The following is an 18,865-nucleotide window of genomic DNA, read 5'->3' as shown; positions in this document are numbered from 1 at the left end:
GGCTAGAGCCTGCGAAGTCCACTGAGCACCCTTTCGAGCAGATTGACGTCCGGCCTGCCGGCGTCCAGCTGTGGCTGATGCACGCGGACCAGACCTTCGGCGGCCATGTCAGCGATCAGCACGCGGACCACGCCGAGCGGGATCCGCAGCAGGGCCGACACCTCTGCCACGGACCGGACCTGCCGGCACAGTTGGCTGATCGCCTGGTACTCCGGCGTGATGTGGGAGAACTCCCGCTGCTCGGCGGTCGCCGAGGACACCAGGGCCTCCATCGCCAGCTTGACCCGCGGCGCCGTCCGTCCACCTGTCACCGCGTACGGGCGGACGGGCGATGCGGGGTCGGGATTCAGCTGCGACTGGGACTGGGGCTGAGGCGGAGGGGCCCAACCGCCGCTGTTCCATCTCGGGTCTGTCACGTACATCACCTGGTCTGGCTGGCGCGCAGCTCGGCGCGCACAGCCGGGGTCAGCACCTGGCCGGCGCGGTCCACCATCAGCGTCATCTGATAGGCCACCAGACCCATGTCGCAGTCCGGGGCCGCGAGCACCGCCAGGCACGAGCCGTCGCTGATCGACATGATCAGCATCAGGCCGCGCTGCATCTCCACGATCGTCTGGTTGACCGCGCCCCCCTCGAACACCCTGGCCGCCCCCTGCGTCAGGCTCACCAGGCCCGACGCGATGGCGGCCAGCTGATCGGCCCGGTCTGCGGGAAAGCCCGCCGACGCCGCCAGCGGCAACCCGTCGGACGAGACGACCACCGCGTGCGCCACGCCCGGGACCGTGCTGACGAAGTCCGTGATCAGCCAGTCGACGCCGCGTGCCGCGTGGCTGAGGTCGTTCATGCTCCCTCCTCTCTCTCACTCTGCTTCGGGCCGGTAGGCGGGAGCGCCCTGCCCTCGCTGATGTCGTCACGTGCTGCCCGGAAACCCTGCTGGAAGCTGGAGAGCCGGTTGCGCACCCGGTCGGGCGAGACCGACGGCATCGGTGTCACGCCCTGCGGAGAGGCGGAGGTGTCGGCGGAGCCGGGCACCAGGTTGGCCTTGGGCACCCGTTTCGGCAGGCCCGCCGCCGTCGCGCCGTCACGTACCGGTTCCACCACTGCCTCCGCTGCGCTCCAGGCCGCGTCCGCCTTCGAGGAGCCCCAGCTCGCGCCGTTCGCATCACGGCCGAACCAGGCGGACTCCACCGCGGCGAAGATCGGCAGGTAGTCGTCGCCGGCGGACGCGGGCGGTGCCGCCGGCATGGGGTCGGGGCCGGCCCCGGGCTCGGAGTCCTGGAAGTCGAACCCCGGCCGCTGCGGCGGGTTGGTGTCCTGGCTCCAGCCGCCTGGGGGCGGCGCGGGGACGGGTCGTTTGGGCAGGCCGCGCTCGCCGTTCCAGGCCGGGCCGCGGGGCGGGGCCCAGACGTCGCCGCCGTGGAAGCCGCTGCGCGGCTCCGGCGGCCAGGCGGACGGGTCCGGCTGCCACGGCGGATCCGGGTTGCCCCAGTTGCCCCCGGCCTCCGGGTTGGACGGGAACGACGGGTGCCCAGGGCCGAGCTGGAACGTCTGCTGCGGCCAGTCGGTGGCCGGCGGGGCGGGATGCGGCCCCGAGTACGGCTCACCGCCCGGCCCGCCGGGCCCGCCTGCCGCCGAGCCGGCGAACGCCGGGGGCTGGTCGCTGGAGAAGGCCGGTGGCTGGTTGCCCGAGAAGGCGGGCGGTTGCTCGCTGGTGAACGACGGCGGCTGGTTGCCCGAGAAGGACGGCATCCCGGCGAAGTTCGGCGCCTGGGAGCCCAGCATGTTCTCCGGGATCAGCACCATCGCGGTCAGCCCGCCCGAGCTGTGCGGGCGCAGCTGGACGCGGATGCCGTGCCGGTGCGCCAGCCTGGCGACCACGAACAGGCCCATCCGCCGCGACACCGACACGTCCACGCTGGGCGCCTCGGTCAGCCGCTCGTTGGCCTGGACCAGCTCCTCCTGGGTCATGCCGATGCCGGAGTCGGTGATGGACAACATCACGCCGCCGCCGTCGATCCGGCTGCCCGACACCGTCACCCTGGTCTCGCGCGGCGAGAACGACAGCGCGTTCTCGACCAGCTCGGCGAGCAGGTGGATGACGTCGTTGACGGCCTGCCCTGCCACCGACACCCCGTCGGGCACCTGGAGCACCACGCGCTCGTAGCTCTCGACCTCCGACAGGGAGGCGCGGGCGACGTCCACCAGCTTGACCGGCTGGCTCCAGCGGCGCGGCGGGTCCTGGCCGGCCAGGACCAGCAGGTTCTCGCTGTTGCGGCGCATGCGGGTGGCCAGATGGTCCAGCTTGAACAGGTTGCCGAGCCGCTGCTCGTCCTGCTCGCCCTGCTCCAGCCCGTCGATCAGGGTGATCTGCCGCTCCACCAGCGTCTGGCTGCGCCGCGACAGGTTCACGAACATCGCGTTGACGTTGCTGCGCAGCCTGGACTCCTCGCCCGCCAGCCGGACGGCCTCGCGGTGCACCTCGTCGAAGGCCCGCGCCACCTCGCCGATCTCGTCGTGAGTGTCCACGCCTATCGGCTCGACGGGGCCGGCGGTGCCCTCACCGCTCTCACGCAGTTGCCGCACGGTCTCCGGCAGGCGCTGCCCGGCGATGTCGAGCGCCTCGCGGCGCAGCCGGCGCAGCGGCCTGATGAGCGAGCTGGCGATGAGCGAGATGATCGCGACCACCACGATCAGCAGGAGCAGGATGAGACCGCCGGAGATCAGCGCCGAGCGGTTGGCCGCCTCCTCCAGGCCGCGGGCGCGCAGGATGACGGAGGAGGACAGCTCCTTCTCCACGACCCGCAGCGCGTCGATCTTGCCGGTGCTGACCTCGACCCAGGTGGCCACGTCCCGGTCGGGCCGCAGGCCGATGCTCAGCTCCTTGCCCTCGGCCGACTGCGCCATGGCCCGCAGCCTGAACAGGTCGGTCTGGTCGACGTCCTGCCCCACGACGGTGTTGCGGTAAAGCTCCAGCTGGTCGAGGTCGGCCAGGACGCCGAAGAGCGTCTCCTCGCTCTCCTCGCGCGACTTGGCGTCGGTGAGCGCGTCCAGCTCGCCGCTGTCGAAGCTCTTGTTGTGCAGCGCGCTGGCCAGGATGCCGCGCTGCTTGGACGCCTGCTCCTTGGCGCGCGAGATGGCGGCCATGGCGCTGGCGCTGTCGGCCACCTGGTCGTCCACCGCCACCTGGCCGACCTGGTCGTGGAACTGCAGCAGCCGCGCGATGATCTGGGAGTATTTCTGGATCATCGGCAGCGGCTGGATCTTGCCGTTGACGGCCGTCTCTCGCAGCGTGGGGACCTCCTCCAGCCGGCGCAGCACCGGCCGCACCGCCTCGGCGTGGGTCCCGGTGAGCGCTGACGCGCGCTGCTTGGCGTCCTCGATGAGATTGTCCACCTGGCTGTGGGTGGTGCCGAGCTGCCCCTCCAGGTCCTGCGGCCGCCCCTGGGCGATGAAGAGCGCGGTCTGGTCACGTTCGAAGGACAGCTCGTGCGTGACGGCTCCGAGCTGCTCGCTGAGCTCGGCGACCTCTCGGAGGGTCTGGTACGTGTTGGCGTCACTGAGTGAGGTGACGACGTTCAGCCCGCCCAGGCCCACGGCGACGGCCGTCGGAACGACGATCAGCGCGATGAGGCGCGATCGCACGTGCCAGTTGCCCAATCCGAATCTCCTGGATGGCGGATGGGGCAGCCGTCGCTTCTGATGGCCGTGCGGCTCGCGGTCAGCGGAAGCTTCAGCGCTCTGCGTTCTCACTTGCCTTCGCAACCTCTCGCCCTTGAGGGAATTCTCGGTGACATGCGGTTTTTCACGTCGGGCAATTGTGTCCAGCGAGATAAGCGCTATTTGAGCACACGGGTCGACCAGGGCCAACCACTACTAGTGCCCCGATGAGGTGTTTATCCCTAGATGTCCAGAAAATGCGACAGAATCGGTAAAGTGCCTCCCACCAGGCGATATGCGGCAACGATCGACCGCTCCGCGAGCCTCGTCCTGACACGCGGAAAGAATCGACAGAATCACCTCATCAGCAACCGAGGTCCCGCCAGCCACCTCCTTTACCAAACCGGACAAACACCTAGCCCCTTGCGGGCCGTCGAATTTTCACGATAGAGCGGCAATCGGACATTGCAACCACAAGTGTTATCTTCACGATAATGACCACCCATTTGGTGCTACGGTCAATCCCTGTTGTGCGTCAGGCACACAGCCCCCGGGAGCAGAAGCCACCCGGTCCCCCCCTGGCTCCATCTGAAGGGAGTCCCTGACATGAGGCTTGGCCGTTCTGCCAGAGCCGCCATCATCGGGTTCGCTTTGACCCTCGGCGCCGTGGCGTGCAGCACGGGCTCCGAAACGACCGCCAGCGCGCCGCCCTCCGCCTCCGCCGGCGGCAGCGGCCTGGAGAAGACGAAGCTCAAGATCGCGACCCTGCCCGCCATCGACAGCGCGGCCATCTACGTCGCCATCGACCAGGGCCTGTTCGAGCGGGAGGGGCTGGACGTCACCCCCGAGGTCGTCCAGGCCGCGCCCGAGGCCATCCCCATGATGGTCAAGGGCGAGATCGACGCCATGTTCGGCAACTACGTCTCGATGTTCGCCGCCCATGACAAGCAGGCGCTGAAGCTGCGCATCCTGGCCGAGGGCTCTCGCGCGGCCCCCGACTCGCTGAGCATCATGGCCCTGCCCGACTCCCCCATCAAGACGCCGAAGGACCTGGAGGGCAAGACGATCAACGTCAACGTCCTGCACAACTTCCAGGAGCTGGCGCTCACCCAGGTGCTCAAGGCCAACAACGTCGATCCGGCCACCATCAAGTACGTCCAGGTGACGTTCCAGAACATCATGCCCTCGTGGAAGGGCGGCCAGATCGACGCCGCCTACCTGGGCGAGCCCATGGTCACCGCCGCCACGTCCGCCATGGGCGCCCGCAAGATCCTCGACCCGGCCTCCGGCCCCGCCGCCGAGTTCCCCATCTCCGGCTACGTCAGCACGCAGGAGTGGTACGACAAGAACCCGAAGACGGCGGCGGCCTTCCAGCGCGCCATCCACAACGCGGCCAAGCTCATGGAGAACAACCGCGAGGTGGTGGCCAAGGTGCTGCCGAACTTCACCCAGATCGACGCCGCCACGGCGGCTACCGTGACCTTCCCGTACTTCTCCAGCAACGACAACCCGGTCCGCCTCCAGCGGGTGGCCGACTGGATGTGGGAAGCCAAGTGGCTGACGAAGGAGATCGACGTCAAGTCACTCATGTCGCCCACCACGTCCGGGTGAGCACTCAGACCCTGCCCCGCGTCCGCCCGGCGTCCTCCGCGTCCCGCTGGTACCGCCGGGCGGCCGGGGCTCTCGCCTTCGCCGCCCTGATCGAGCTGGCCAGCAGGACCGGGCTGGCCGACCCCGAGTTCCTGCCGCCCGCCTCCGAGATCGTCGGCCGCGCCGCCACGCTGCTGCTCGACCCGGCCTTCGGTGTGCACGCCCTGACCAGCCTGCTCGCCTGGGCGATCGGGCTGTGCGTCGCGGCCCTCATCGCCGTGCCGCTCGGCCTGCTGCTCGGCAGCGTGCCGATCATCGACGCGGCCATGCGCTCGGTCGTGGAGTTCCTGCGGCCGATCCCCTCCGTGGCGCTCATCCCGCTGGTGGCGCTGGTGATCGGCACGGGGCTGCAGCACCGCGTCGCGCTGGTCGTCTACGCCTCACTGTGGCCCATCCTCTACAACACGATGTACGGCCTGCGCGGCGTGGACCCGCTGGCCAAGGAGTCCCTGCGCTCCTACGGCTTCGGCCCCCTGTCGGTGCTGCTGCGGGTCTCGCTGCCGTCGTCGGCCCCGTTCATCACCACCGGCTTCCGGCTGGCCGCCGGCGTCGCGCTCATCCTGACCGTCAGCACGGAGATCGTGGCCGGCCGGGGCGAGGGCATCGGCGTGTTCATCTTCTTCGCCGGCATTGCCGTGCCCGCGCGCATGACGGACATCCTGGCCGGGGTGTTCTGGGTGGGGTTGTTCGGCGTCGCGGTGAACGCGCTGCTGGTGGCCGTCGAACGGCGGGCCTTCCGGTGGCACCACGCCCGGCTCGGGGAGCGCTCATGAGGAGGCGGGGAATGCGGACCGCCTTGTTCAGGACGCTGGTGCTGCTCGTGCTCGTCCTGCTCTGGGAGATCGGCACGCGGATGGCGGCCAGCGCCTTCTTCCCGCCGCCCAGCACGATCGTGGCCAGGATGCACGCGATGTGGTTCTCCGGGCCGCCCGGCGCGCTGTTCCTCACGGACCTGGCCGTCGGCAACATCCTGCCGAGCCTCGGGCGGATGGCGCTCGGGTTCGCCGGGGGCGCGCTGGCCGGGGTGGTGCTCGGGCTGGCGGTGGGGCTGTCGGCGCGGGTCTACGACTACCTCGACGGCGTGCTGCAGTTCCTGCGCGCCATCCCGCCGCCGGCGCTGGTGACCGTCTTCCTGGTGCTGTTCGGGTTCGGGCTGCGGATGCAGCTCGCGTTCATCATGTTCAGCATCGTGTGGCCGGTGCTGCTCAACACCGCCGACGGGGCCCGCTCGGTGGAGCCGCTGCACCTGGACACCTGCCAGGCGTTCCGGCTGTCGCGCACCGAGCGGCTGCTGCGCGTGGTCCTGCCCTCCGCGCTGCCCAAGATGTTCGCCGGGCTGCGGCTGGCCCTGTCGCTCTCCCTGATCGTCATGGTCTTCTCCGAGCTGCTGCCCGGCACCACGAACGGCATCGGCTTCCAGCTCACCGACGCGTACGCGACCTTCGACCTGCCCGCCATGTGGGCCGGGATCGTGCTGCTCGGCGTGCTGGGCTACCTGCTCAACGAGCTGTTCCTGATCATTGAGCGCCGGGTGCTGGGCTGGCACCACGCCGCCCAGCAACTGGTCGATTAGAGTCCTTGCCGCGGGGACGTCGTCGCGTCTGGGGGCGCCATGAGGACGATGATCGTGGGCGGGGGCATCGGGGGGCTCAGCACGGCGCTGAGCCTGCACGCGGCCGGGCTCGACTGTGTGATCGTGGAGTCGGCCCGGACGTTGCGGCCGCTCGGGGTGGGCATCAACATGCAGCCGCACGCCGTACGCGAGCTGACGGAGCTGGGGCTCGGCCCCGTGCTGGCGGAGCTGGGCGTGGAGACGAGCTTCATGACGGTGGCCGACCGGCACGGCAACATCATCATGGCCCTGCCGCGCGGCCGGTCGGCCGGCTACCGCTGGCCGCAGTACAGCGTGCACCGGGGCGAGCTGCAGATGGCGCTGCTGGCGGCGGTCGAGGAGCGGGTCGGGCCGGTGCGCACGGGGGTCGCCTTCGAGGACTTCACGCAGGACGGCGACGGGGTCCTGGTCACCTTACGGCAGGGCGGGCGGGGCATCCGGGAGCGGGTGGACGTGCTGGTCGGCGCCGACGGCGTGCAGTCGGCGGTGCGGGCCCGGCTGTGGCCGTCCGGCGATCCGCTGCGGTGGGGCGGGATCAGGATGTGGCGCGGCGTGGCGGAGAGCGACCAGGTGCTCGACGGCGCCACGGTGCTGGCCGCCGGCTCGAACTCCGGCGCGAAATTCATCAGTTATCACCTCTCGGCGCGCAATCCGCGGCTGCTCAATTGGGTGGCCGAGGTAAAGGTGGCCGAGCCGGGGATCGTCCCGGAGGCCGATTGGTCCCGCGAGGGCACCCACGCCGATGTGTCCCGACATTTCGCATCATGGAAGTACCCGCTCGTGGACATCCCGGCATTACTCGGCGCCACGAAGCGGATACTCGAATACCCGATGGTCGACCGCGACCCCCTGCCCCGCTGGAGTGAGGGCCGGGTGACGCTGCTCGGCGACGCCGCGCACCCCATGTACCCCATCGGCTCGAACGGCGGCTCCCAGGCCGTGCTCGACGCCCGGTTCCTGGCCCGCTGCCTGGCCACCTACGACGATCCGGGGGCGGCGCTGGCGGCGTACGAGGCGGAGCGGCGCCCGCCCACGTCGGCGCTGGTGCTCGCGAGCCGGTCGCTGCCCCTGGAGCGGACGATCGCGCTGGTCGCCGAGCGCGCGCCCGGCGGGTTCGGCCACATCGGCGAGGTGCTCACCGCGGAAGAGGTGGCCGCCATGGAGGCCGCCCAGCGCACCATCTCCGACGCCGACGTGCGGTCACTGAACGAAAGGGAGTCGTGGAGTGTTTGAGCCTGTGGCTCCCATGACAGGCCGGTTCGTGCGAGAGTAAGATCGCGCCAGATTAGGTTTACCTGACTGACATGTCCAGCATTTACCGCTCCGCTAGAGTCATTTCCACGACTCTGAAAGAGTCGCCGTGCTGACCGCGGTCTCGCCCCCTAGGAATTCCATTGCTCGAGATAGACAACCTTTCCCATGTGTACGGCGGCGGTACTCCCAACGCACACCACGCCATCGAAGGGCTCAACCTGAGCGTCGCCGAGGGCGAGCTCCTCTGCATCGTGGGGCCCTCCGGCTGCGGTAAGTCGACGCTGCTCCGCTCCATCGCCGGCCTGATCCAGCCGACGGGCGGGCAGGTCAGGGTGGAGGGCGAGCTCGTCCGCCAGACGCCCGACAACCTCGCCGTGGTCTTCCAGGACTACAGCCGCTCGTTGTTCCCGTGGATGTCGGTCGCCGACAACGTGGCCCTGCCGCTGCGCCGCAAGAACATGGACAAGAAGCAGCGCCGCGAGGCCGCGGCCGAGGCACTGGAGTCGGTGGGCCTGGCCAACGCGGGCCGCAAGTACCCGTTCCAGCTCTCCGGGGGCATGCAGCAGCGCGTCGCGATCGCGCGGGCGCTGGCCTACCGGCCGACGCTGATGCTCATGGACGAGCCCTTCGGCTCGGTGGACGCCCAGACCAGGGAGGACCTGGAGGACCTGGTGCTCAAGGTCCGCGGCCACCACCAGATGACCATCGTGCTCATCACCCACGACATCGACGAGAGCGTCTACGTCGGCGACCGCGTGGTCGTGCTGTCCAAGGCGCCCGCGCACGTGGTGGGCGACCTGAAGGTGGACCTGCCCGAGCCGCGCGACCAGATCTCCACGCGCGAGCACCCCGACTTCGTGCACCTGCGCGCCGAGGTGGGGCGGCTCGTCCGCGGCCACGCCACCGTCTAGGACCGTGACCGGGCGATCACCTTGCCGGTCGTCGCCCGGGCCTCACTTCGGCGTTCCGGTCGCCGCGAGCCTGGCACCGACGCGCGCGGCCACCACCGCCGTCCCGGCCGCCGCGGCGGTCACCAGCGCGAGCATGAACGTCGGATAGAGATAGACCACCTGGATCCACGCGATGTCGCGGCCCCGGGCGAGCACCCGGAAGACCGGAGCGACCGTCACGCACAGCGCGAGCGGCGCCAGATAGAGCGGCAACACCCACCACCGCGCCCGCCACCGGGCGGTCCACCGCCGGGCGCGCACCACGCCCCGCACCCCCAGGGCGATCGCCACCAGGGCCGACAGCAGGAACAGCAGGTCGGTGACCAGGAACGGGGAGCCGTCCGGCAGCGGCGGCGGGGCTCCCTCCACCAGGGCGACCAGGCCGTCCATGAGCTGGCCCGCGTCCTCGAACGCCGTGCCGGTGTTCGCCATGACCGCGATCCCGTATCCCGAGGCGGGGATCAGCAGCTGGTGGGCCGTGGAGGTGAACAGGTCACCGCCGTGTTCGAGCGTGGCGGCCCCGCGCGGGGTTCTGCCGAGGGACCAGCCCAGGGCGTAGCCGGGGTTCTGCCGGGACGGCGTGCGCAGTGCCTCGACGCTGCTCGGCGACAGCACGCCGTCGCCGGTGCTCTGCGCGATCAGCCAGCGGGCCAGGTCGTGGGCGGTGCTGAGCACGCCGCCCGAGCCGTTGCCGAACCCCGTCGGCTCGGGCAGCGGGATGGCGTGGCCGAGCACGTACAGGTGCCCGCGGGCGCTGCCGGGCAGGTCGCGGTCGGTGTCGATGGTGGTGCTGTGGCGCATGCCGAGCGGCTCGAAGACCTCCGCGTCCAGGAACGCCGCGAACGGCCGGCCGCTCACCACCTCGACCAGCCGGGCGGCGACCTGGAAGTTGGTGTTGTGGTAGCTGTAGGCGGTGCCCGGAGCCGCCGCGAGCCTGGCCGTCCGCAGCCGGGCGACGGCTCCCTTGAGCGTCGACGGCTGGGGCAGGCTCTTCTCGCGGAAGGTCGAGTCGGCCATGCCCGAGGTCTGGTCGAGCAACTGGCGCACGGTGATGCCGGCCGCCCGGGGATCGGCCATCGTGAACTCGGGCAGGTAGCGGCGTACGGGCTGGTCCAGGGCGATCTCTCCTTGCTCCACGAGCCGCAGCACGGCGGTGGCCGTGAAGGACTTGCTCACGGACGCGACCGCCATCGGGGTGTCCGCCGTGAGCGGGTCGCCGGTCGCGGTCCTGCCGTAACCGGCGGCGCGCACGATCCGGTCGCCGTGGGTGACGGCGACGGCGGCGCCGGGCAGCCCGGTCTGCTCCCGGTAGCGGGTGACGAACTCGTCCACCGCCTGTGCGGTGACGGGTTCCCGCGCGACCGCGGGGCCGGCGGGGAGGAGGGTGATGGTGAGGGCGGCGAGCAACGTTCTGAGCACCCGCCGACGCTAACGACGGTGGTGCCGCGGCCACCATTGCGTCCTTCATCAGCGTTTCTTACGGCAAACCGCCATTCGCGCGCGAGGGCCTGCCGGCCGGGGATCCGCCGCGTACGCTGTGGTGGTGGAGGATGTCTTAGCCGGCTCGCTCCGGCTGAAGGTGCGCGGCCGGCGCATGCCCTCCGACCCGGCCAAGGATCCGGCGTCCGTCGTCTTCAGCCTGGGCTGGGGTGCCACCCACAAGTCGCTGCCGTTCGCCGCCGCCGTGCTGGCCGCCGTCCCCTCCTCCAGGCGCCGGCTGTCCCCCGCACGCGGGCTCCAGGTGGCCGAGCTGATCGCCAAGCTGGGCGAACTGCGGGACGCGGGGGTGTTGTCGGAGGAGGAGTTCCAGGCCAAGAAGGCGGAGTTGTTGTCGCGCATGTGAGCCGAGGTCACCCTCCGGAGATCTCGACGGTGGCCCGCCTGGTTGCCCGGTCGTCGAGGTGGTGGAGCAGGTAGTGCGCGAGGTCGGCCCGCGAGAGCGACCGCGTGCGCGGCAGGTGCCCATCGACCGCCGTCACATACTGTCCGGTCAGCGCGCCGTTCGTGAGCCGCGGTGGCCGGACGATCGTCCAGTCCAGGTCACCGGCGGTGGCGACGATCCGCTCCAGCTTCTCCATGTCGGCGTACACGTGCCGATACAGGGGCCGCACCACCCGTACGATCAGCAACCGCTGGGGCACCGGCGCGGCCGGGGACAGCCCGAGACTGGCCGACGTGACGCAGGACAACCGTCGCACCCCGCACCCCCGCATGGCGGCGACGATCGCGGCCGTGCCCTGCGAGTACACGACGGTGGGCCGCCGATCCGCACTGCCGAGGCAGGAGATCACGGCGTCGTGCCCCGCCAGCTCGTGCCGCCACCCCTCGGGCCGCAGCACGTCGCCACGCACGATGGTCAGCCGGGCCTGGCGCGGCATCGACTCGGGCCGGCGGGCCAGTACGGAGACCCGGTGACCGGCGTCGAGCGCCTGAGCCACCACCTGGGCTCCCGTACCGCCGCTGCCACCGAGGACGAACAGCCTCACGCGTCCACCGCCCGCTGCCGCCGGTGGGCCAGGAACGCCGCGACGGCGAGGATCACCAGCGTGACCAGCGCCATGAACAGCTGGCCGTGCAGCCCGAGGACGAACTGCGTCTCGTCCCTGAACTCCGGGTCGTAGCCGGCGGTGCCGGGGAACAGCAGCGCCGGGAACATGCTCGCCCACGGCACGGCCACGATCCCGGCCGCCCACAGCAGCCGGGAGTGCGGGTCCCCGCGACGCCCGGCGAGCAGGGCGAGCGCGAGCAGCCCGAAGGCCAGCGACATCACGATGTACTGCGCGTCGTGGAACTTCGCGTGCGGTGACCAGGCCGGGTTGTACAGATGCTCGTGCGCGGTGTCGTGCAGCACCAGGTCGAACAGGAGCGCCCCGAGGGCGGTCTCGGCCGCCATCAGCGCGACGAGCGCCCGGGGCAGGGTCCAGTGCCGTGTCATGTGTACCTCGATCCGGATCGTTGGGGTCGGCACATGACTATAGTCACTACATCAATGTAGTCAATACACGCATGTAGTGACCCGGCCGACGCCGTACGCTTGCCTTCATGAGCGAGGCGACGACCACGACGCGACGAGACCGCAAGAAGCAGCAGACGCGGCAGGCCATCGGCGAGGCGGCGATGCGGCTCTTCCTCGAACGCGGCTTCGACGCCGTCACGGTCGCCGACGTCGCCCGGGAGGCCGACGTGGCCGTGCAGACGGTCTTCAACCACTTCCCCACCAAGGAGGACCTCTTCTTCCAGGAACGCGACGGCTACGTGTCGTTGCCGAGCGCCGCCGTCCGGAGCCGGGGTCAGGACGAGACGGTCGCGCAGGCCCTGGCCCGTGGCTATCTGCGGCTGCTCGGCGACTATCACGTCGCCGGGCTGCTCGTGCACTCCATCGACTACCAGCGCACCCTCGACGCCAGCCCCGCGCTGCGCGGCAGGGAGCTGGAGTTGCGTCAGGAACGCGAGAGCCTGCTCGCCGCCGCGCTGGCCGAGGACGCGCCGCCGCTGAGCGAGGGGCTGCGCCCCGGCCTCATGGCGGCCTTCGCCTCGGGGGTCGATCGCGTGCTCGACGCGGAGGTGCGCCGCCGGCTGCTCGCCGGTGAGCCTGCCGGAGAGGTGCAGGCCTCGGTGGAGCCGATGGTGGTGGAGCTGTTCGGGGTGGCCGAGGCCGCCTGCCGGAAGGTGCGCGCACCTGCGTGAACGCCTGCGGGAAGGCGGTCACCTGCCTGCACGCCTGCCGAAGGCCACCGCCCAGGCCGGCCTCGGCAAGGAGCTGCACCACTTCCACGAGGGCGACACGGCTCGCAAGCCCCCGATCGAGTGACGGCTCACCCCGTCCACGTCATGCCGGCTCCGCGGCAGGTCGTGCGGCCAGGACGCACACGACGGGCGGATCGAGGCCGAGCGTATCGGTCTTCTCGTGGCGCAGGCCCACACTCTCCAGGAGGTCCTGAATCTCGCGAGCCACCTTGAGCGAGGTCTGCGCCGTGGCTCCGGGAGTGCGGGGCTGGGAGACCAGGGCCATGCGGCCGCCGGGGACGAGCCGGCCGCCCAGCTCCCTCAGCCGCTCGGCAGGATCGGGCCAGTGGCCGAGGGAGTTGACGGCGTAGATCACGTCGAAGGGGCCGTTCAGGGTGGCGGGCAGGTCGGCGACGGAGGCGCAGGTCAGCGTGACCCGGCCGGCCATGATGGCGGCGGCGTTGCGGCGGCTCGCCTGCCGCAGCATCACCTCGGAGTGGTCGACGCCGTAGAGATGTCCTGCGCTGCCGATCCGGCGGCTCAGCTCGGCGATCGCGATCCCGGGGCCGAAGCCGACTTCGAGGATCCGGTCGGTGGGGCGCACGTCGAGCAGTGCGGCGATCCACAGGTTGCGGCGGCGGTTGGAGGAGCGGTGCGCCATCACCCAGCCGACGGCCCGCCCTGCCAGGCCCCGGGGGTGGCCGAACTGGCCGACGAGGGTCTTGATGATCGATCGCTTCAGTGGCGCCATCGCTGTTCGCGGTTGCATGGCTCCGCAGTCAACACCTTCAAGGCGGCTTGAAGGCAAGCCCGCGTGCGGTCACTTCGCGGCGGCTCGCGTCTTGACGGCCTGCCGGACGGCGAGCGCCGCGAACAGCACCACCCCTGCCAGGCACAGCATGACCACCGGGTTCACGTAGCCCGGCACGAGGTCGTAGTCGGCGTTGCACCTCTTGCTCAGCGGGAAGAAGCGCTCCCCGTGCCCGGGCTCCCAGCCCTGCCCGTGCTGGAGCAGGCACGTCTCCCTCACGTCCAGGGTGAACAGGTGGAACGCGCCCCAGACGTACATGGCGCCGCCGGCCAGCGCGGTGTACGCGGCAGCCTGCACCCACCGGCCCACCGGAGCCGGGAAGAGCTTGCCGGTCAGCACCCGGATCATCATCACGATCAGCGCGAGCGCGCCGAGCGGCACGGCGATGAGCGTCAGGAACGTCACGACGAGTTGCACTTCCAGGCCCATCGGAGCGGCGGCACGCTGCTGCCGGGTCGCACGAAGCAGAGGGGTGTCCCGTCACCCGCGTGGGCAACGGATGGGTGCCGCCCCGGCCGGCGAAGCCTCGGACGAGGGCGGCACCCGTACGATGCGGTCTTTAGACCGGGGTGTGCATGTGGCGGGTCAGGGCGTGTTCCACCAAGGTGATCAGGGTGGCTTTGACCGACTCGCGTTGCCGCGCGTCCAGGCGGACGATCGGGATGTGGTCGCCGATCGACAGCGCCTCCCTGATCTCGTCCTCCGCGTGCGCGAACTGGCCGTCCCAGCCGTTGATGCCGATGACGAACGGCAGTTTCGCCTCTTCGAAGTAGTCGATGGCGGGGAAGCTGTCGGCCAGGCGGCGGGTGTCGACGAGGACGACCGCGCCGATGGCGCCGCGTACCAGGTCGTCCCACATGAACCAGAAGCGGTGCTGCCCGGGCGTGCCGAACAGGTACAGGATCAGGTCACGGTCGAGCGAGACCCGGCCGAAGTCCATGGCCACGGTCGTGGTCGTCTTGTTCGGCGTGAGAGAGACGTCGTCGACGTGCGCCGAGGCGTCCGTCATGACCGCTTCCGTGGTGAGCGGCAGGATCTCCGAGACCGCTCCCACGAACGTCGTCTTGCCCACGCCGAAGCCCCCGGCCACGACGATCTTCGTCGAGGTTAGGCCGGGGCTAGAGCCTGCGAAGTCCACTGAGAACCCTTTCGAGCAAGTTGAGGTCCGGCTTTCCCGCGTCCAGCGCAGGCTGGTGCACGCGGATCAGGCCCTCCGACGCCATGTCGGCAATGAGCACCCGGACCACACCCAGAGGCTGGCGTAAGAGGGCGGAGATCTCGGCAACCGACCGGACGTTCCGGGTCAGGTTAATGATCGCCTGATACTCCGGACTTAGTAGGGAAATGTCTTGGTATTCCGACGTCACAGAGGACACGAGTGCCTCCATGGCGAACTTCATCCGCGGCGCGGTGCGCCCCCCGGTCACGGCATACGGCCGCACCAGGGAGCTCGGCTTCTGCGGACGGGGAGCCGCCGGATGCGGCGGAGTGCTATCACCAGCCCAACCCTGCTGACCTGACACCATTCTTCTCCTTCACCGCCCCGCTAGCGGGGGCGGGCCGCTTGCAGCTCAGCGCGTACGGCCGGAGTCAGTACCTGACCCGCCCGCTCGACCAGCAAGGTCATCTGGTACGCGACCAGACCCATGTCACAGTCGGGAGCAGCCAGGACCGCCAAGCAGGATCCATCACTGATCGACATGATCATCAAGAGCCCACGCTGCATCTCGATGACGGTCTGCGTCACCATACCGCCCTCGAAGACCCGCGCGGCGCCCTGGGTCAAGCTGATCACGCCCGAGGCGACCGCAGCGAGCTGGTCGGCCCGGTCCTTGGGGAAGCCTTCAGAGTAGGCCAGCGGCAACCCGTCGGACGACACCACGACCGTGTGGGCGACGCCCGGCACGTTGTTCACGAAGTCCGTGATCAACCAGCTTATGCCGCGCGCTCCCTGGCTCATTTCTCTCATTTGTCCTCCTCATTCTCTTCTCCGCGGGTGAACGCCCGGCCTTGCCGGACACCCTGCTGGAAGCTGGAGAGCCGGCTGCGCAACCGCTCGGGTGAGATCTGCGGTGCCGGAGACGTGGGCTGGGGCTCGGCGAGGCTCGCCGTACCGGGCACCAGGTTGGCCTTGGGGACGCGGCGGGGCAGGCCCGACGGCGTCGTGCCGGCCTGCTGCGGCTGGGCGGCGGCCTGCGCGGCCTGGAAGCCCGAGTCGGCGGGCGAGGACCAGGACGCGCCGGCCCCGGACTGGCCGGGCGTGCGCTGCGGGAGCCCGGAAGAGCGGCCCGGCGTCGCGGCGGGAGGCATCGCGGCGGGCGGCGGGTCGGCGGGCACGGCCGGGTGGACGGCGGTGACCTCCGGCTCGCCCTCGAGCTCGGGGCGCGGCTGCAGGATCTCGGGGTCCGGCCGGCGGAACCAGTCGGACCCGACCGACGAGAAGATCGGCAGGAACTCCTCGCTCTGCTCCTCCAGCGGCGAGTTCCGCACCACCGGGAGCGGCCCCGTCATGTCCTGGGAGGAGTACTCGCCGGGACCGAACGGGTTGTAGCCGGGCTGACCGTTCTGCTCGAACTGGTCGGCGGGCTTGGGCTCCTCGTCGAACGGCGAGCGGTAGGTGTCGCCGAACTGCGGCCGCGGCCGCTCCTCGGCCTCGAACAGCGACCTGCGGGGCAGCGGGTCGGCGAACGAGGACCAGCGCGGCTCCTCCTGCTGCGGCTGCGCGGGCGGCGGCTCGGTCGCGAAGGACGGCCAGCGCGGCTCGTCGCCCGGCTGCAGGGGCGGCGGCTGCTCGGCGAACGACGGCCACCTGTTGTCGGCGAACGGCGACGGCTCCGCGGCGGGCGCGGCGGGCGGCTCCTCCGTGAACGACGGCCAGCGCGGCTCGCCGAAGGCGGCGGGCTGCTGCGGAGCGGCGGCGGGCGGCTCCTCGGCGAACGACGGCCAGCGCGGCTCGTCGGCCCTCGGCGGCTGCTGCGGCTCGCCGAAGGCGTCGCCGAACCCGTCACCGAAGCCGGGCGCCGGCTGGTCGCCGAACACCGACGGCTGGTCGCCGAAGGCGGACGGCTGCGGGTCGGGGGTCGCGGGCTGCTCACCGAACGAGGGCCAGTTGCCCGTGCCGGGCGCCGGCAGCGAGCCGGGCCACTGGGTGTCGACGACCTGGCCGGGCACGTCGTCGAAGGACGGGTGCGAGCCGTTGCGCGACGGCGGCTGCTGCTGGAACATGCTCGGGTCGAACGTGGTGAACGCTTCGTACTGGCCGCCCTGCTGCGGCAGGCCCTGCCCGTTGCTGATGAGCATGTCGGGCATGAACACCAGGGCGCTCAGCCCGCCGGTCTCCCGCATGCTGAGCTGGACGCGGATGCCGTGGCGCAGGGCCAGGCGGCCGACCACGAACAGGCCCATGCGTCGCGAGACGGACACGTCCACGACGGGCGGGTTGGCCAGCCGCCAGTTGGCCTCGGCCAGCTCCTCCTGGCTCATGCCGATGCCCAGGTCGTTGATCGTCACCATCACGCCGCCCTCGGCGGGCGTGCTGGTCACGGTGACCTTGCTCTCGCGCGGGGAGAAGGAGATGGCGTTCTCGATCAGCTCGGCGAGCAGGTGGACGGCGTCGGTGACGGCCGGGCCGACGATGAGGGTGCCGGACGGGATCTGGATCTGGACCCGCTCGTAGTTCTCGACCTCCGACAGCGAGGCGCGGGCGATGTCGACCAGCGGCACCGGCTCGCTCCACTTGCGCGCGGCCTCCTGGCCGGCGAGGACCAGGAGGTTCTCGCTGTTGCGGCGCATGCGGGTGGCCAGGTGGTCGAGGCGGAACAGGTTCGCGAGCCGCTGCTCGTCCTCTTCACCCTGCTCCAGACCTTCGATGAGCTGGAGCTGCCGCTCGACCAGCGTCTGGCTGCGGCGGGAGAGGTTGACGAACATCGAGTTGACGTTGGCCCGCAGCTTGGCCTCGTCGCCGGCCAGCCGGATCGCCTCGCGGTGGACCTCGTCGAAGGCCCGCGCCACTTCACCGATCTCGTCACGGGTGTTGATGCCGATCGACGGCACCTCGGGCACCTGGGCGCCGTCGCCGGACTCGCGCAGCACGCGGACGGTGTCGGGCAGCCGGCTCGTGGCGACCTGGAGCGCCTCGGCCCGCAGCCGGCGCAGCGGCCGCACCAGCGAGCCGGCCACGCGGGTGGTGATGATCAGGACCAGGAGCAGCAGGACGAGGATCAGCGCGCCGGAGATGATGGCGCTGCGCTGCTCGTTGTTGCTCAGGTCGGTGGTGGAGTTCACGATTTTGCCGGCCAGGTTGCCCTCGACCTTGCGCATGGCGTTGACGGTGACCGTCGTGCTCTCGAACCAGTCGTTGAGGTCGCGGTTCGTGGTGACGTCGAGGTCGCTGATCCGGTTGCTCTGGCGCACCTGCGCCAGCGCGCGCTGGCGCATGGCGTCGGCGAGGTCCACCTGCAGGCCCTTGACGCCCTGCTGGTACGCCTTGAGGTCGGCCGGCTTGGCCTCGGCCTCGAAGGAGGCCAGCTCGGCCTGCTGCTTGTCCCAGGAGCCGAGGAAGTCGGCCCAGTCGGCGCTGTCGACGCGCCGGTTGGGCTGGAGGAGCGTGACGATGAGGATGATCTGCTGGCGCGAGACCTCCTCCTTCATCCGCTGCAGCGAGCCCAGCGCGGCGATGTCACCCTGCAGGGCGTCGTCGCTGACGCCGTCGCCCAGGTCGGCCTGGATGCCGGAGAAGATCTCGATCATCGTGCTGTAGGTGCTGATCGAGGCTCGCGCCGGCACGTTGTCGACCATGGAGTCACGCAGGCTGTCGAGGCCATCGAGCCAGCGGCGGGTGTTGTCGACGCCATCGCGGACACGGGCGGAGTGCGCGGCGTCGATGGCGTTGGCCGCGCTGAGCACGTCCTGCTTGGTCTTGTCGGTGGCCTGCCGCTGGGTCTTCAGCTGGACGAAGCGGCCGCCCCTGCGGCGGTCGGCGACGTACCACGCGGTGAGCGTGCGCTCCTTGGCGAGCTCGTGGTTGAGCGCGCCGATGCGCTGCACCAGCTCGGCCACCTGGGTGAGCCGGCGGTACTGGGCGCTGGTGCCGATGGCGTCGGCCAGCTGGATGCCGGCGAGCAGCACACCCACGACCGTGGGGATGAGGATCAGGGCGACCAGCCGGGAGCGCACACGCCAGTTCGCCAGCCGGAACCGTCCGCC

Annotated in this window: 19 protein-coding genes; 7 read left to right on the top strand and 12 right to left on the bottom strand. The window is 70.6% G+C overall.

Going from position 1 to position 18,865, the window contains the following annotated elements; translation table 11 throughout:
* Positions 1 to 2: 2 nt before the first annotated feature.
* The 3 genes from LCN96_RS09795 to LCN96_RS09785 are packed head-to-tail and all read right to left on the bottom strand — an operon-like array spanning position 3 to position 3,657.
* Positions 3 to 422, bottom strand: coding sequence for a DUF742 domain-containing protein (locus tag LCN96_RS09795; RefSeq protein ID WP_372513467.1), 420 nt, complete (start codon positions 420 to 422; stop codon positions 3 to 5).
* The gene (locus LCN96_RS09790; RefSeq protein WP_080042345.1) at positions 422 to 844 is read right to left on the bottom strand and encodes a roadblock/LC7 domain-containing protein; all 423 of its coding nucleotides are present in this window, start codon (positions 842 to 844) and stop codon (positions 422 to 424) included. Before LCN96_RS09790 ends, LCN96_RS09795 begins: the two co-directional genes overlap by 1 nt.
* The gene (locus LCN96_RS09785) at positions 841 to 3,657 is read right to left on the bottom strand and encodes a sensor histidine kinase (protein WP_225272274.1); all 2,817 of its coding nucleotides are present in this window, start codon (positions 3,655 to 3,657) and stop codon (positions 841 to 843) included. Before LCN96_RS09785 ends, LCN96_RS09790 begins: the two co-directional genes overlap by 4 nt.
* 606 nt (positions 3,658 to 4,263) lie before the next feature.
* On the opposite strand from LCN96_RS09785, the gene LCN96_RS09780 reads away from it, so the two are divergent.
* From LCN96_RS09780 to LCN96_RS09760, 5 genes are all read left to right on the top strand, one after another.
* Positions 4,264 to 5,268: an ABC transporter substrate-binding protein gene (locus LCN96_RS09780; RefSeq protein ID WP_225272273.1), complete on the top strand. Its 1,005-nt coding sequence runs from the start codon at positions 4,264 to 4,266 to the stop codon at positions 5,266 to 5,268.
* Positions 5,265 to 6,080, top strand: coding sequence for an ABC transporter permease (locus LCN96_RS09775; protein WP_225272272.1), 816 nt, complete (start codon positions 5,265 to 5,267; stop codon positions 6,078 to 6,080). The genes LCN96_RS09780 and LCN96_RS09775 overlap by 4 nt, the downstream gene beginning before the upstream one ends.
* 11 nt (positions 6,081 to 6,091) lie before the next feature.
* The gene (locus LCN96_RS09770) at positions 6,092 to 6,880 is read left to right on the top strand and encodes an ABC transporter permease (RefSeq protein ID WP_225272271.1); all 789 of its coding nucleotides are present in this window, start codon (positions 6,092 to 6,094) and stop codon (positions 6,878 to 6,880) included.
* 39 nt (positions 6,881 to 6,919) lie between these two features.
* Positions 6,920 to 8,152, top strand: a complete 1,233-nt coding sequence (locus LCN96_RS09765; RefSeq protein ID WP_225272270.1) for a flavin-dependent oxidoreductase — start codon at positions 6,920 to 6,922, stop codon at positions 8,150 to 8,152.
* Positions 8,153 to 8,340: 188 nt separating this feature from the next.
* The gene (locus LCN96_RS09760) at positions 8,341 to 9,084 is read left to right on the top strand and encodes an ABC transporter ATP-binding protein (RefSeq protein ID WP_225272269.1); all 744 of its coding nucleotides are present in this window, start codon (positions 8,341 to 8,343) and stop codon (positions 9,082 to 9,084) included.
* A gap of 42 nt (positions 9,085 to 9,126) precedes the next feature.
* Here the strand turns inward: LCN96_RS09760 and LCN96_RS09755 are convergent, their stop codons facing one another.
* Positions 9,127 to 10,542 (bottom strand): serine hydrolase domain-containing protein, encoded by a 1,416-nt coding sequence (locus tag LCN96_RS09755; RefSeq protein WP_225272268.1) that lies wholly within the window; start codon positions 10,540 to 10,542, stop codon positions 9,127 to 9,129.
* Between the two features lie 124 nt (positions 10,543 to 10,666).
* Here LCN96_RS09755 and LCN96_RS09750 point away from each other — a divergent pair, with 124 nt between their 5' ends.
* Positions 10,667 to 10,966: an SHOCT domain-containing protein gene (locus LCN96_RS09750; RefSeq protein ID WP_225272267.1), complete on the top strand. Its 300-nt coding sequence runs from the start codon at positions 10,667 to 10,669 to the stop codon at positions 10,964 to 10,966.
* 7 nt (positions 10,967 to 10,973) lie between these two features.
* Here the strand turns inward: LCN96_RS09750 and LCN96_RS09745 are convergent, their stop codons facing one another.
* The gene (locus tag LCN96_RS09745) at positions 10,974 to 11,609 is read right to left on the bottom strand and encodes an NAD(P)-dependent oxidoreductase (RefSeq protein ID WP_225272266.1); all 636 of its coding nucleotides are present in this window, start codon (positions 11,607 to 11,609) and stop codon (positions 10,974 to 10,976) included.
* Positions 11,606 to 12,058 (bottom strand): DUF6640 family protein, encoded by a 453-nt coding sequence (locus LCN96_RS09740; protein WP_225272265.1) that lies wholly within the window; start codon positions 12,056 to 12,058, stop codon positions 11,606 to 11,608. The genes LCN96_RS09745 and LCN96_RS09740 overlap by 4 nt, the downstream gene beginning before the upstream one ends.
* A 107-nt stretch (positions 12,059 to 12,165) precedes the next feature.
* Here LCN96_RS09740 and LCN96_RS09735 point away from each other — a divergent pair, with 107 nt between their 5' ends.
* Positions 12,166 to 12,810 (top strand): TetR/AcrR family transcriptional regulator, encoded by a 645-nt coding sequence (locus LCN96_RS09735; RefSeq protein ID WP_225272264.1) that lies wholly within the window; start codon positions 12,166 to 12,168, stop codon positions 12,808 to 12,810.
* A gap of 142 nt (positions 12,811 to 12,952) precedes the next feature.
* On the opposite strand, the gene LCN96_RS09730 is transcribed toward LCN96_RS09735, so the two are convergent.
* From LCN96_RS09730 to LCN96_RS09705, 6 genes are all read right to left on the bottom strand, one after another.
* Positions 12,953 to 13,618: a class I SAM-dependent methyltransferase gene (locus LCN96_RS09730; protein ID WP_225272263.1), complete on the bottom strand. Its 666-nt coding sequence runs from the start codon at positions 13,616 to 13,618 to the stop codon at positions 12,953 to 12,955.
* Between the two features lie 51 nt (positions 13,619 to 13,669).
* Positions 13,670 to 14,089, bottom strand: a complete 420-nt coding sequence (locus LCN96_RS09725) for a hypothetical protein (protein WP_225272262.1) — start codon at positions 14,087 to 14,089, stop codon at positions 13,670 to 13,672.
* 130 nt (positions 14,090 to 14,219) lie between these two features.
* Complete coding sequence (locus LCN96_RS09720; protein ID WP_225272261.1) at positions 14,220 to 14,750, bottom strand: GTP-binding protein; 531 nt, start codon at positions 14,748 to 14,750, stop codon at positions 14,220 to 14,222.
* Positions 14,751 to 14,778: 28 nt separating this feature from the next.
* Positions 14,779 to 15,186 carry a DUF742 domain-containing protein gene (locus tag LCN96_RS09715; protein ID WP_225272260.1) on the bottom strand — a complete coding sequence of 136 codons (408 nt, stop codon included), beginning with the start codon at positions 15,184 to 15,186 and terminating at the stop codon, positions 14,779 to 14,781.
* Between the two features lie 20 nt (positions 15,187 to 15,206).
* A complete protein-coding gene (locus LCN96_RS09710; RefSeq protein ID WP_020546551.1) occupies positions 15,207 to 15,629 on the bottom strand; it encodes a roadblock/LC7 domain-containing protein in 423 nt (140 codons plus the stop codon).
* Complete coding sequence (locus LCN96_RS09705; protein WP_225272259.1) at positions 15,626 to 18,835, bottom strand: nitrate- and nitrite sensing domain-containing protein; 3,210 nt, start codon at positions 18,833 to 18,835, stop codon at positions 15,626 to 15,628. Before LCN96_RS09705 ends, LCN96_RS09710 begins: the two co-directional genes overlap by 4 nt.
* Positions 18,836 to 18,865 lie beyond the last annotated feature (30 nt).

Origin of the sequence: Nonomuraea gerenzanensis (assembly GCF_020215645.1) — a bacterium.
Lineage (GTDB): Bacteria > Actinomycetota > Actinomycetes > Streptosporangiales > Streptosporangiaceae > Nonomuraea > Nonomuraea gerenzanensis.
This window is presented reverse-complemented; position numbering and strand designations above follow the sequence as displayed.

What these genes read in the sequence shown, in the direction of transcription:
- LCN96_RS09795 (WP_372513467.1), bottom strand. Translation starts at nt 422, where the DNA reads ATGTACGTGACAGACCCGAGATGGAACAGCGGCGGTTGGGCCCCTCCG.
- LCN96_RS09790 (WP_080042345.1), bottom strand. Translation starts at nt 844, where the DNA reads ATGAACGACCTCAGCCACGCGGCACGCGGCGTCGACTGGCTGATCACG.
- LCN96_RS09780 (WP_225272273.1), top strand. Translation starts at nt 4,264, where the DNA reads ATGAGGCTTGGCCGTTCTGCCAGAGCCGCCATCATCGGGTTCGCTTTG.
- LCN96_RS09770 (WP_225272271.1), top strand. Translation starts at nt 6,092, where the DNA reads ATGCGGACCGCCTTGTTCAGGACGCTGGTGCTGCTCGTGCTCGTCCTG.
- LCN96_RS09765 (WP_225272270.1), top strand. Translation starts at nt 6,920, where the DNA reads ATGAGGACGATGATCGTGGGCGGGGGCATCGGGGGGCTCAGCACGGCG.
- LCN96_RS09740 (WP_225272265.1), bottom strand. Translation starts at nt 12,058, where the DNA reads ATGACACGGCACTGGACCCTGCCCCGGGCGCTCGTCGCGCTGATGGCG.
- LCN96_RS09735 (WP_225272264.1), top strand. Translation starts at nt 12,166, where the DNA reads ATGAGCGAGGCGACGACCACGACGCGACGAGACCGCAAGAAGCAGCAG.
- LCN96_RS09730 (WP_225272263.1), bottom strand. Translation starts at nt 13,618, where the DNA reads ATGCAACCGCGAACAGCGATGGCGCCACTGAAGCGATCGATCATCAAG.
- LCN96_RS09725 (WP_225272262.1), bottom strand. Translation starts at nt 14,089, where the DNA reads ATGGGCCTGGAAGTGCAACTCGTCGTGACGTTCCTGACGCTCATCGCC.
- LCN96_RS09715 (WP_225272260.1), bottom strand. Translation starts at nt 15,186, where the DNA reads ATGGTGTCAGGTCAGCAGGGTTGGGCTGGTGATAGCACTCCGCCGCAT.
- LCN96_RS09710 (WP_020546551.1), bottom strand. Translation starts at nt 15,629, where the DNA reads ATGAGAGAAATGAGCCAGGGAGCGCGCGGCATAAGCTGGTTGATCACG.